At 46.4% G+C, this 13,559-nt stretch carries 7 protein-coding genes and 2 pseudogenes; 4 read left to right on the top strand and 5 right to left on the bottom strand.

Going from position 1 to position 13,559, the window contains the following annotated elements; all coding sequences use genetic code 11:
- On the top strand, positions 1-3,537 hold a 3,537-nt coding region (locus tag QUB12_RS15675; protein ID WP_333300570.1), incomplete at its 5' end, for a DNA/RNA non-specific endonuclease.
- A 204-nt stretch (positions 3,538-3,741) separates the two neighbouring features.
- Here the strand turns inward: QUB12_RS15675 and QUB12_RS15670 are convergent.
- From QUB12_RS15670 to serA, 3 genes are all read right to left on the bottom strand, one after another.
- Entirely contained in the window at positions 3,742-4,224 is a 483-nt protein-coding gene (locus tag QUB12_RS15670) for a pentapeptide repeat-containing protein (protein ID WP_333141089.1), read from the bottom strand.
- 172 nt (positions 4,225-4,396) lie between these two features.
- Positions 4,397-5,287 carry a 50S ribosomal protein L11 methyltransferase gene (prmA, locus tag QUB12_RS15665; RefSeq protein WP_333141088.1) on the bottom strand — a complete coding sequence of 297 codons (891 nt, stop codon included), beginning with the start codon at positions 5,285-5,287 and terminating at the stop codon, positions 4,397-4,399.
- Between the two features lie 184 nt (positions 5,288-5,471).
- The gene (serA, locus tag QUB12_RS15660) at positions 5,472-7,055 is read right to left on the bottom strand and encodes a phosphoglycerate dehydrogenase (protein ID WP_333141086.1); all 1,584 of its coding nucleotides are present in this window, start codon (positions 7,053-7,055) and stop codon (positions 5,472-5,474) included.
- Between the two features lie 289 nt (positions 7,056-7,344).
- Here serA and QUB12_RS15655 point away from each other — a divergent pair, with 289 nt between their 5' ends.
- Complete coding sequence (locus tag QUB12_RS15655) at positions 7,345-7,851, top strand: hypothetical protein (protein WP_333105187.1); 507 nt, start codon at positions 7,345-7,347, stop codon at positions 7,849-7,851.
- 24 nt (positions 7,852-7,875) lie between these two features.
- Here the strand turns inward: QUB12_RS15655 and QUB12_RS15650 are convergent, their stop codons facing one another.
- Together QUB12_RS15650 and QUB12_RS15645 are read right to left on the bottom strand one after the other, a co-directional pair.
- Complete coding sequence (locus QUB12_RS15650; RefSeq protein ID WP_333141150.1) at positions 7,876-9,015, bottom strand: transposase; 1,140 nt, start codon at positions 9,013-9,015, stop codon at positions 7,876-7,878.
- Positions 8,957-9,562, bottom strand: a pseudogene (locus QUB12_RS15645) (IS607 family transposase); the annotation flags it as partial. The gene QUB12_RS15650 and the pseudogene QUB12_RS15645, both read right to left, overlap by 59 nt.
- Before the next feature lie 154 nt (positions 9,563-9,716).
- Between QUB12_RS15645 and QUB12_RS15640 the strand changes: the two are divergent.
- Positions 9,717-9,851 (top strand): annotated as a pseudogene (locus tag QUB12_RS15640) (Uma2 family endonuclease); the annotation flags it as partial.
- Positions 9,852-10,228: 377 nt separating this feature from the next.
- On the top strand, positions 10,229-13,507 hold the full coding sequence (locus QUB12_RS15635; protein WP_333307484.1) for a DEAD/DEAH box helicase: 3,279 nt from the start codon (positions 10,229-10,231) through the stop codon (positions 13,505-13,507).
- Positions 13,508-13,559: the final 52 nt, after the last annotated feature.

Below are 13,559 nucleotides of genomic sequence, written 5' to 3'. Positions count from 1 at the left end.
GCTGCTGACTTCCAGATTCTGATTGATGCGAACAGCCAGTATACTTACGGCGTGCCGCCTGGTAGCAAGCGAGCTCCCGTTTCTGCGACTAACTCTCGCGGTTTGGCGGCGACACCGCTGGATTGGTTGGATTTAACAGGGCCAGGGGATAGTTCAAATGACTTGACTCCTACTTTTGAATGGGAATTTGACGAATTGCCGAGTGAAAATGTAGAAGAAGTTAACCTCTTCCTCAGCGTATTCGATGAAGGTGAAGGACTGCTGCCGTGGGATGAAGTTGTCGATTTACCAGACCCGAATGGCAATGAATTTCTGTTCAATCAAGGATTGAGCAAACCAGAACAGTTGGACTTATTGACAAAACCTTGGAATACTTCTTTTTACCGCAGCCAAGAGAACGACTTCAACCCCAACCGAATTCTAACTGCAACTTGGCAAAGAGGTGATGACGGCATTGGCAAGTGGACTTTGGATGGCGGGCAAACATTTATTGAAGGTACAAATACCAGCTTCACGCTACCTGACAACCTCACTTTGACAGCGGGTCAGGAGTACAATTGGGCTGTTGAAGCTTGGAATAAAAATGGCAGCCGGAACATAGAGTTTGGCGATTTTTGGACGCCAATATTGACCGAGCCCGATGATGGTAATGATGTCTTCCCCAGCGTAACTGTGCTGACTCATGGCTTCAAGCCTCCCTTTAGTGCTCCCTTTTTTGATAACCCTGGAATTCCTTCAGAGTTTTACCAACTGGGCAATAGTATTGCCAATGCAGGTGCTGAGGACAACGGTTTGATGATGAGGTACGACCTCGCTACTGGTTATTGGGTTCCTGTCACCAAATATGGAGCGGTTGCGCCAGATTTCCCAGCAGGTGAGAATCCAGAAAATGACGCCGACTATCTCACCAAGTTGGAGAGTTACATAGCTCCATACCTTGACAACAATCAACCGTTAGTGCTGCTGAATGACTGGTCGAATAATAATGAATCGGCAGCTCCTGATTCAGGTTTTAGCGAAGCAGTGGCAGATACTTTCTTTGCTTCCATCGTGCAGTTAGACCAACTGTTCATTGATGAAAATAGCACGGCAAAACAAGGAGCAATTTTCAATTCACCGCTGCATTTTGTTGGTTTCAGTCGGGGAACAGTTGTTAACAGCGAAATTATTCAGCGTTTGGGGACTCATTTTCCTGAAGCTGGTGGAAAAGAAAACTCTGATATTCGCGACCTTCAGATGACAACTTTAGACCCCCACGATTTCGACCAACCGGGGCTAAATGTAGTGACAGATAATTTCGGCGATTTCCGCGAACCGAAGGTTCAGGTTTGGGAAAATGTCACTTTTGCGGATAATTACTATCAGACAGTACCGGATTTATCAGGAGGTACGGTTTCGCCTGCGGGTCGGGATATTCCCAATCTTCCGTCTACTGAAGATGGAAAAACAGCCCCCGGACTTCAGTTTCCGCGAGAAGGTTGGAGGTCAGAAAATCCCGATGCTACTGCTCCGCTGTTGGGAGAACCGGATTTGTCTGTTTTTCTGGGAACTAATCAAAATAACCCAGATTATGACAACAGTCGTGCTGGGTTTACGAAGGAAACCGATCCTACTGTTGGTATTGCTGGAAGGGGAGCTGTACACGGACGTGTTTTGAGTTGGTATGGGGGGACATCAGATTTGTTTCCAACTAACTTCCCGTTCGATGAAAACTTAGATGCTAATCCTCTTTTCCGCCGACGCGGCGATGGGTATCGCGAACCTTTGTTCGATAAGGACTTTTCATTTGGCGCTACTGTTTTGACAGGTGCCGCTCGCGTTAGCCCTTGGTATACGCCGGAAGACAGTTTTGAGCATGGTGTTGATGCTGCTCCTTGGGAAGGAATTGGTACGGGGTGGTTTTATTCGGTTTTGGGTGGCGGAAAGGAGTTTCGTCCCCAAACGAATGTAGAGCGTATCCCGGTAGATTTTGACAATACTTATGATGCCAGGATGCGGGGAGATGCTGCGGTTCCTACTTTGTTTAACGGCAATTTTGATGCGGTTTTCAATCCGCAGGGTGGTAATCGGACTATTTTTTCTAATGCGATTCCTGGTTGGTCTTTTCATAATGGCGAAACGTCAGCGAGTGTGTCTACCAGCAATCTCGTTGATGTGAATCAGCTATCTGCAACAGAGGCTCCGGCTTTGCACGCGGAACTCGATAGGATTGGGGTCGATCGAACTCAAGCAAATTATGCTCTGAAGCTAGAATCAGGTAAAAGTATTACTCACAACCGTTTTGTTGTGCCTGAGTGGGGGAATTTACGATTTGACCTCCATGTTCCCGAAACAGAACTGGTGGATCGAGATCGACGCAGAACAGTTTTGGTCACTTTGTCAGCAGCAGATGGAAGTCCTTTAGGCGTTTCATCATCGATCAACTTGAGGCGAGCGAATCGTACAAGAGGTGCATATTTAGCAGATACACAAAGGATTGATTATGGAATTCAAGGGTTTGAGACTTTCCAAGTAGAGGTGCCTGACAATTTGCGCGGTCAAGTAGCAACTCTGAAGTTTGAAGTTGTTGGTGGCGGTAATGTTTACTTAGATAATGTATTTTTCAAAAGCCAACATCTACTGTTTGGAAATCCCTCAGATGCCAGGAACACAACTGATCTTGCTATTGCGGAGCGCAATAACTATTTGCTAGAGAAAGCACAGTTTGCCACTGCTTATGATGACAGCAGTAAAACTCCTAAATGGGTAAGTTGGCAACTGAATCAAAAGTGGCTGGGTAGTGTTGCGCGCTCAAATCTCAGATTTATCGAAGATCAAAGTATTCCTGAAACTTGGGGTCGGGTCAAAAATGAGGACTACAGCAACAGTTTGTATTCAAGGGGTCATATGCTACCTTCGTCTCAGCGAACTAATAGTGAAAAGGACAACATAGCGACTTTTTTGATGACGAATGTAGTTCCACAGCATCAAGATAACAACGATCTCAGCCTAGATGAAAATCCGCCAAGTCCAGCATGGACGAGTTTTGATGATTTGCTTGCATCCACTACTAATATTGACTCAAAAGAGCTTTATGTTGTCGCTGGGGGTTATGAAAGCAATCTAAATCCTCAACGTATAAGCCATAGAGCAAGACCCAGCAGATTAACAAATCCCCAGATTCTTACAAGCAAAGGAATCAATATTCCTGGTTGGACTTGGAAGGTCGTACTGGATTTAGAGCAACCAGGACTGAATCCTGCTAATGTCACAATTGCTAACACTACAACTTACGGCATTTTGACACCCAACGAGGTTGAACCAGCTCACGTCCCAACTAATCCAAATGGATCGGTAGATGCGAATGGAGATTTCCCACTTCCAGTTCCTCACCCATTCAATACTTTGTTGGGGTTAAGTCTTCCAGACATACAAAACAAAGCTGCTTGGAGAAATTGGCAAACATGGCAACTGACTGTTAACCAAATTGAGGAGTTGACTGAGCTTGACTTCTTCTCAAATATTCCAGACGAGATAGAGGAAATAATCGAATCATAAGGCTGATCGTATAGACATCAAACAAATTAGCCTGGAAAGCTTGCTTAGCATACCAGGCTATTGACTTTTAATAAAGTCTATGAGTTGAAGCTGATTTGACTTTTTCTTATATCAAATCAATCTTAGACCGTGCTAATGAGATAATCAAAGTATATCCTACCATCTCCAATACCCTTTTCCAGCAAAACCGATCTATCAATCCCTTTAGGAGCAATCGTCATTCCTAATAGTACCATCAGGCATAATGGTATTGCAGAAAATCACACGACCTTCTCCGGTGGCTGCAAATTCTGCACCCATTAGATTGGCTCTAGTCAGGTTAGTATCAATCAATCGCGTACAATGCAGGTTGGCTTCTCTCAAGTCGGCATCAACCAGTTCGCCTCCCAGTTCGGCATAATCTAAGATAGCGTCCCTCAAATCGGCAGCAATCAATATAGTACCCAATAGGATAGCAGATTCAAGGTTCGTACTACTCAAATTAGCACCGCTGAGATTAACAAAACTCAAATCGGCTCTAGTCAAGTTAGCACCGCTGAGATTGATACCACTCAACTCATTCTGACCTGGTGGGAGGTCTCTAATATCACCCACGTCAGCAACGTTTAAATCAGCATGACTTAAATCAACTCCAGAGAAATCCCTCTCTCCGACAGCGTAACGTCTATATAGTTCTTCAACGTCCATAGCTTTCTTATTCAAGCTGTTTATACTTTGATAATAGCGCGATTACTTCTACTTTTTATCAATAAATATATCAAGCTGTGCGAGAGGTTGAACCCGATCGCATACCAAGTAATCCAGATGGCTCAGAATGAATACAACAGTCCTAAAATCTCAACTCTCAAATCTAAAAACGCTAACTGCGCCGAATATTAAAACAACACCAATCTTGGCGCTTCCACAAAGTAGCGACAATCCAGCCGTGCTGTTCGAGAGTGTCAGCAATTGGCTTAGCTTGTTCGAGCAAAATGCCGCTGAGCACGCCCCAAGTAGTGGGTTTGCTAATTGCAGTGAAGTGCGGGATTAAATCAATGATTACTTCTGCTAAAATGTTGCATATCAAACCGTCGATCGGCTCATCGACCATTTCTTTCAAACGATCGATACTTCCGAGCTCTGCAACCAACTGCTGAGAATTAACGCGGTTGAGTAGTCTGTTGCTAATGGTCGATCGCACTGCCAAAGGATCAGTATCCAAAGCATAAACTTTTGTAGCGCCCAACAACACCGCGCCGATCGACAAAATACCCGATCCGCAGCCGATATCAGCAACGATGCACTCTTTGTCATCAAAACCGAGCCGCATTTCCAGCGACTCCAGACAAAGTTGAGTAGTAGCGTGAGCACCGGTACCGAAGGCCACACCGGGATCTAAACGCAAAATAACGCGATCGGTATCAGTCGGTAAGGGCAGCCAAGCCGGGTTAATTAAAAAGCGATCGCCCACTTCTTGAGGCTGCCAGTGCTCCTTCCAAGTGCTGCCCCAGTCTTCATCTTCAATCAAATCCCACTGCATCGCAGGTAGGGGCAAACCTGCACACAGAGCATCTTGGCGCAGCCACAGAGACAGAGCGGCCAAATCCAGCAATCCTGCCTGTTCTTCGGGCAAATAAGCCGACATCAGGCAGGAATTGCTTTTGAGCTCCGTAGCAGTTCCCCGACAGTTAAATCGTTCCAGACGCCAAAAGATGATATCTTCCAGCGCCGGATCGCAAAGAATTCTAATTTCCCACCAGCTATGTGCCATAACGATTTTAGATTTTAGATTTTAGATTTTAGATTGACCCAGGGGAACTGGAGACTGGGAACTGGGGAGTGAGGAATGAGGATTGGCTAATAGAAAAATTCCCGCTTTCAGGCCAATTACCAACGATCAATTACCCATTACCAATTATCAGCCCTGGCATCCAAAATCTAAACTCCAAAATCCGTCAAAGATTTACCGTGTAAGCATCCCGAATTCCCGGAACTTTTAGGATCTCGGCCAGTATCCCCTCTGGTAGAGGGTCATCGAGGCTCAAAACCATCACCGCATCGCCTCGCACGATTTTACGGCCTACTTGCATACTGGCAATATTGACATTAAAACTGCCCAATTGGGAACCAATTTTGCCAATAATCCCCGGCATATCGCGGTGCAGGGTAAACAGCATATGGTGAGTGGGGGAAACGTTGACCGGGAAATCGTCAACGCTGGTAATCCGAATTTCGCTTTCGCCGAGCACAGCACCCGTGACTGTGTGTTCACCGAGAGTTCCCTTGGCCGAGAGGTGCAGGGAGCCGGTGTAGTCGCGAATTGAGGCGTCTCTGGTTTCGACGACGCGAATTCCGCGTTCTTTGGCTTCAATGCTGGCGTTGACGTAGTTAACGCGCTCTCGCAGGGCTTGGGAGAGCAGGCCTTTGAGGGCGGCGACGACTACGGGCTGGCTTTGGTTGCTGGCCAATTCGCCTTGCAGTTGAACGTTGAGGTAATCGACTCGGCCTCCGGCTAGCTGGCTGACGAGGTTGCCGAGGGTTTCGGCGAGTTGCAGGTAGGGTTTGAGTTTTTCGATCGAGTCTGGGTAAATTCCTGGTATGTTAACAGCCGATCGCGCGGGCAGCCCCAACAGTACATCGCGAATTTGTTCAGCCACGTCGATCGCCACATTCACCTGAGCTTCCGCTGTGGATGCTCCCAAGTGGGGCGTCAGCACGATGTTCTGACCGACACTCCGCAGCGGGGAATCAGCTTGCAGCGGTTCGTGTTCGTAAACGTCGAGCGCTGCGCCGGCAATCTTGCCTTCTTTAATGGCTTCTGCGAGGGCTGCTTCGTCGATGATGCCGCCTCTGGCGCAGTTTATGATGCGGGCCGTGGGCTTCATTTTCGAGAGCACTTCAGCGTTAATTAAGTGCAGGGTTTCCGGCGTTTTGGGAATGTGCAGGGTGATGTAGTCGGATTCGCGCATCAGCAGTTCGAGTTCTACCAAGCGGCAGCCCAACTGATCGGCTCTTTCGGTCGAAATGAAGGGATCGTAGGCCAGCAGTTTCATGCCCATTGCTTTGGCTGCGGCTGCGAGGTGGGAGCCGATTTTGCCCAAACCGACGATGCCGAGGGTTTTTTTGTAAACTTCTACGCCGAGAAAGCGGTTGCGTTCCCATTTACCCGCTTTGACGGATTCGTTAGCTTCCGGGATGTGGCGGGACATCGAGAGCATCATGGCGAGGGCGTGTTCGGCGGCGGCGATCGTGTTGCCTTCGGGGGAATTGACGACTACAATTCCTTTGCGGGTAGCGGCTGGTACATCGACATTATCTACGCCGACGCCGGCTCTGCCGATAATTTTAAGTGAATTCCCGGCTTCAATGATTTCTTTGGTAACTTGGGTGCCAGAACGGATCATTAAAGCGTCGTAATCTGGAATAATTCGTACCAGTTCTTCGGCTGAGAGTCCTGTGTTTACGTCAACTTGCGCGACTTGGGAGAGGATGTCAATTCCGGCTTGGTCGATCGGATCGGATACTAGAACTTTAGGCATAGCAAGCAATTGAGTGCAATAGTAAAAATAGACCGAGCGTTGGCGAGCTCAAAGTTGAGACTTAGACTTAGAGCAGTATCTAACAGCTCAGCTCAAGCTTGCCTTTGTGCAGTTTGAATTGTATCTGTATTCGGTCAAGGTCGGCCGTTTTTTGCATGAAATATTTTAGCTTTGCGGGCGATCAGACTCTCTGACCGTCTGAAAATCCCCCAAGTGCTTAGCTAGTATGTCTTTTCGGTCTATAATAGACTTTGGCTATTTCAGCCTAACTATCAGGAATTGTTTTCTAATGAATTATCTTATCGCCGTACTGCCCGATCGAATTCAAGCCGAAGCTGCCTACTGTGCTCTCGAAAAAGAAGGCTTGCCTATGAAGCAAGTGAGTATTTTGGGCCGCGGCTACAAAACTGCTGATGAATTTGGCTTGATCGACCCGAACCAGCAAGCGAAGAAACAAGCTAAACTCATGGCTATTTGGCTGATTCCCTTTGGCTTTATTGCTGGGGTTACTTTCAGCTTGATTACTGAGTTGAAGACTTTTGCCTGGGCGGGGGAAATTGGCGATCACGCGATCGGCGGTGTACTCGGTGCGATCGCCGCTGCGATGGGCAGTGTTTTTGTTGGAGGCGCGGGCGGTATGGCTTTTGGTAGTGGCGATGCTTTGCCCTACCGCAACCGTTTGAATGCGGGTAAATTTTTGATTGCGGTTAAGGGTACTGATGATTTGACTGGGAAAGCTGCGAAGATTTTGCAGCAGTTTGAACCGGAAAATATCCAAGGTTATACAGAGACTTAGTTATTTGTTTGTTAACAGATACATTTAACCCGGCAATTCCCGGAAGTCCGGGATTGCTGAGTATGGTAGGACTTGGAAATCAGCAAGAATTCCAGTCAAAGAGGTATCTCTCAAAGCTTTTAACAAAATATTAAAAGCGCCATTGGCGTCCCGATCTAGTTTGTGACCGCAGGAGGGGCAAGCAAAATGCTTGCTACCTCCTAATTTTGTATGAATGTGACCGCATTTTGAACAGGTCTTAGATGTGTACTCTTCTGTTACGTCTACTACAACACAGCCGTGTTTAGCTGCTTGATGCTTCAACGTTTTTTTGAACTTGTAATGCGAGAGTGTAACCATCGCTCTCGCTGTTTTGGTGGCAAGGCGACGCTTACCTTTCTTTACCATTTGCTGTGTCTCGAAAGTGGGAAGAAAGATTGCCTGATACTTGTCGCACAAGTATTTTGCCGTTTTTTTGTGGAGTTCAGAAACTAAATTTTTGATTTTGATTCTGATCTTAGATGCAGCTTTTCTCAATCGATACCGAAGTCGCTTAAAACTCCTACCCTTATTTTGACCGATTCGACTCATCAATTTATCTAAATGGCTGGCAAGGCGGTAAACGCGGCCAATATCGTATTTGCCTATTTCTAAAACTTCTTGTCCGTCAAACCCAGTCATGAAAGTTCTCACTCCAGGGTCAAGCGCTACAGCTAACTTTGAGTCGGTAGCGACAGGCTTAGTTTCATCAACCGCATAACTGATGAACCACTGACCGTTAATGAGACTGAGGCTCGGTTCATGCTGCATAACTTCCAGTATTGGTTCTGCCGACTTAAAACTTAAACTTTTGGTTGCTTGGGGATAGAATATACAGGATTTCCAGTTATCGACTTGGAACCTAATCGTTTGAGAAGTATCGCGACACGTTCTAAATTTGGCTAAGCCTCCCGACTTCTTTGCGGCTTTATAAGCTTCAAACGCTTGAAAAATTGCTAACTGCCTGGGATTGTAAGGTTGTTGTTTTACCCAGTCCGGTGCGCCATCCATAATCTGCTTTCGCAGATCGTATTTACCGATTCTTTGGGTTTTTAGAATAGCAATCGCTTGGTTGTAGCACCACCGACTAGCAGCTATCCAAGTTCTCCAAGTTGCTGCTAATTTCGTTTCCGGGTAAACTCGGATCTTCTTTGATAGTAGATTTGTATTTTCCGAGTCCGTAGAGCCGACAACTGAATACGTGGATGATGGCAAGGATATCTTCAACCATTTCTCTTTCTGGAGATAACTCTGTTCGACCGAGAACCACGAGTTTGCAATCGTTTTGCTCGCATACCCATCTGATGAGGTCACAACCAAACCTTGCGAGTCGGTCAAGGTGGCAGACCACAATTTGGCTGACAGTTCCTGACATGACTTGTCCCAAAAGGGCAAGAAGACTTTTTCTTTTAAAATTGAGTCCTCCGCCGATATCTTTGAAGACTTGGCCTTGCGGGTAGATTCCTTGGAGGTAGCTAATTTGTCGGTTGAGGTCTTCTTTTTGTTTGGCGCTGCTAACTCGACAGTAGAGGGCGGTAATTCTTGGTTCGAGTCCGTCACTGAACACTGAGTCAATGTCGTAACGCCGCTGGTTAGTAGGAGTTCTAATTGTCTTGATTTTTCCCGCTTCGTCCCAGTTTCTAAGGGTTTTTTCGGAAACCGAGAGGAGTTTGCAGGCTTCTCTGGGGGTGACTCAAGCGAGTCATGCTGTTTGTTTTTTGCTTGCATCTCCTATGTTATCCTGTTTTACAAGGTTATTCCGGGAATTTACTAGAAATAATTTACTTTGTCGCAGCAGTTGACTGTTGACTGTTGACATTCAACTCGTGTAATATTTGGAGGCAGTTATGGAATCACAAACTATCCCCCTACATTCTCCCCTAGAATTAACGCTGGAATTAACCGACGAGCAGTTTTTTCAGTTGTGTATTGACAACCGGGATTTGAGATTTGAGCGGACTGCTAGTGGAGGATTGATTATTAGAGACTGTTGGCGAATGAATAAAGGGCTTCACCCCTCACCCCTAAAAATATAGCAATCCTAAATGATTATACTCGTTACCAGGCTCTTCCTGGTAACGCATATCCGGAGGCTCTGCCTCCATAGTCTGGGCCGAGGCAGAGCCTCGCTTACATCGGTTCCCAGGCAAAGCTTGGAAGTTAACCAGTTATTGAAACTGATGCGAGGATTGCTATAGTGGTTCTAGACTAAATGTCTAATTGACCATATAGCCATTAACTACCAATAGTGAACGGAAATACTGCCTCCTAGAGGTGATGGGTAACACCACCAGCGAATTCGCCAACAGTCTCTTTCAACCGCCGTCTTATCTTTTCCCGCTAATTGATGGTATAACCTATGAAAATCCTCCACGGGACTTGGATTCCTCAAACAGAAGAGAGTTTTGTTCAAGGTGGAACTTTTTGTCTTTGGGTTGAAACCACTCAAAAGAAAAAACAGCCTGCTAAGGTTCATCCCCGACAATTGGAGACGGCACAGTTAAGAGAGTTTCTAACGAAAGAAGCCGGGATTCAACTGTCAGCAGTCAGCAATACAAGTGCGATGGGGCGAGAATACGCGATCGTCCCTCGGTATTTTTTACTGCCCACTGCTGACAATCAGCCGTTGCCCTCTTTAGAACTAGCGCGATATTTAGAGACAGAGTTACCCGAAACATTTGAGTTGGAGTATTGGCAAGTTGATTGTGTGTCCATCGCCACCCACACTTTGACTAAAGTATTGAACGATCTGCATTTTTTTGCCCTCTACGATGTAGCAGAAGTTCAGTTTGGTTCAGACTTGCTATTTTGGTATCACTACACCCAAAATTTTAAGCAAATTGTTCTGAAAGATCATTATATTCCGGCGTTGCGCTATCGAGAAACTGCTCCGATCGCGATCGCACCCATCGAAACATCCGAACCCGCTGAGAAAGCCACGCGCGGGCGTAAGAAAGCGGGCGAGACAAAAACCAAAACAACTGCAAAAACTCCCAAAACACCTGCCCAAATTGCACCCAGCTTTGAGATTTATCCGGGATGGGAAATTGTTTCCACACAGTACGAAACTGATTTACAACGCTATGTTGAATGGATGCCTTTAGTTTGTGTGTCCGGTTTTCGGAAGATCCAGCTACAAGATACACCAAAGTTCTACGATCGCGAACGGTTGCTGCGGCATTTTTCCGAGTGTGCGATCGTGGAAATTGTCACTCAAACCCCCATCCCAGCATCGTTTGAAAATAAGATTGCGGATTCTTTACTCCAAATCTGCCTCAACCAAACACGAAAAATCGCACAAGTAAGCCTCGATCAATACCGGCAATGGCAAACCTGGCGCGATCGCATTACGCGCAATCAATCTGCTGACTCATTCTCCCTCTGCTTTCAACTACAATCCCCCGAAAACCCCGAACAACCTTGGGTTTTAGAGTTTCAGGTGGCTGCGAAAAAAGACCCATCTCTGCGGATGCCGTTGCAGGATTATTGGCGATCGCGATCGACTCAACAAAAACAGTTGCAAACACAATTCGGAGACAACTTTGAGCAACATTTGCTGACAAATCTCGGCTACGCTGCCCGCATTTATCCCCAACTTTGGCAAGGGCTAGAAACCGACAAACCTGTTAACATTACCCTCAGCTTAGATGATGCTTTCACCTTTCTCAGCGAGTCCGCTTGGGTATTAGAAGATGCCGGATACAAAGTGATTGTCCCCGCTTGGTGGACGCCGAAGGGGCGACAACGGGCGAAGATTCGCCTGCAAGTCAAAGGGAAGGGCAGCAAGAGCGCTGCAATCAAGGGCAAAGGATTGTTTTCGGCGGATTCCTTGGTGGAATATCAGTATGAATTGGCGATCGGGGGTGAACGGGTTAGCGAACAAGAATGGCAGGCGTTAGTAAATAGCAAAACACCGCTGGTGCAGTTCCGAGGACAATGGATGGAACTGGACAAAGACAAGATGCAGGAGATGCTAAATTTTTGGCAAAAACATCGCGAAGAAAACCCCGATTTAAGCCTGATTGACTTTATGAAGTTGACGGCAGAAGGAGAAGCGAGCGAACAGTTGGAGGTTGAGCGCGATCGGGCTTTATCGGATATGTTGGAGAAGCTGAACGATAAGAGTCGGTTAGAGTTAATTGCAGATCCAGCAAAGTTTAAGGGCAAGTTACGGGATTACCAAAAGCGCGGCGTTTCTTGGTTGAGTTATTTGGAAAGTTTGGGATTAAATGGCTGTCTTGCCGATGATATGGGTTTGGGTAAATCGGCGCAGGTAATTGCTCGATTATTGCAAGAGCGGGAAGTTTTATCGACTACAAAAGAGACAGAAAAAGCGATCGCACCTTCGGTCCTACCCACGCTGCTAATTGCGCCCACATCCGTAGTTGGTAACTGGCAAAAGGAAATGGAAAAGTTTGCTCCAGAATTGCGATCGTTGATTCACCACGGCCCTCAACGTTTGCAAGATGCCAAAGCATTTAAAGCCGCCGTCCAAGATTGTGATATGTTGATTACTTCCTTTACCTTGGTGCGAAAAGATGAGAAGCTGTTGAGCAGCGTAGCGTGGCATCGCGTGGTAATTGATGAAGCCCAGAATATTAAAAATCCAAAAGCGGCGCAAACCAAGGCGATTTTAAAGTTACCCGCTACCCATCGACTAGCATTGACTGGAACACCCGTGGAAAATCGATTGTTGGATTTATGGTCAATTTTTAATTTCCTCAATCCCGGATATTTGGGTAAAGAGGCGCAGTTTCGGAAGTTGTTTGAATTACCGATTCAAAAACATGGGAGTCGCACACAATCAGCCGCGCTCAAAAAATTAGTAGAACCTTTTATCCTGCGCCGTCTGAAAACCGATAAGTCGATTATTCAGGATCTCCCCGACAAAGTTGAGCAAAAGCTCTACTGCAATCTCACCCGCGAGCAAGCTTCCCTTTATGAAGCGATTGTGAAAGAGGTAGAACAAGAAATTGACGCGGCGGAAGGGATGAAGCGCAAGGGGATGATTTTGGCGACACTGCTGAAGCTGAAGCAAATTTGTAACCATCCGCGCCAGTTTTTGCAGGATGAAAGTGAGTTTACACCAGAGCGATCGCACAAACTGGAACGGCTGATCGAGATGATTGAGGAAGTCAAAGCAGAAGGCGAAAGTTTATTGGTATTTACGCAGTTTACAGAGCTGGGAAGCGCGTTGGAAAAATATATTAAACAAACGCTACATTACAACACTTACTACATCCACGGGGGAACCAGTCGCGAAAAACGGGAACGGATGATTTCAGAGTTTCAAGATCCAGAGTCTGAACCTTCGGTATTTATTCTGTCACTGAAGGCGGGCGGCGTGGGAATTACGCTGACAAAAGCCAATCACGTGTTCCATTTCGATCGCTGGTGGAATCCGGCAGTGGAAGATCAGGCGACGGATCGGGCGTTTCGGATCGGACAGGAAAAAAATGTGTTTGTGCATAAGTTTGTAGCAATTGGCACGTTGGAGGAAAAAATTGACCAAATGATTGAGGATAAAAAGAAATTGGCAGGGTCAATTATTGGTGCTGATGAATCGTGGTTGACTGAGTTGGATAATGAGGCATTTAAGAAATTAATTAGGCTCAATAAAAATGCGGTTTTAGATTAGGAGAAACAACATAAGAGAGGGAGAGGGGGAGAGGGGGAGAGAGGGAGAGGAT

Origin of the sequence: Microcoleus sp. B7-D4, assembly GCF_036705125.1 — a bacterium.
Lineage (GTDB): Bacteria > Cyanobacteriota > Cyanobacteriia > Cyanobacteriales > Microcoleaceae > Microcoleus.
The sequence above is the reverse complement of the archived record's forward strand: the minus strand, read 5'-3'. Positions and strand labels throughout refer to the sequence as shown.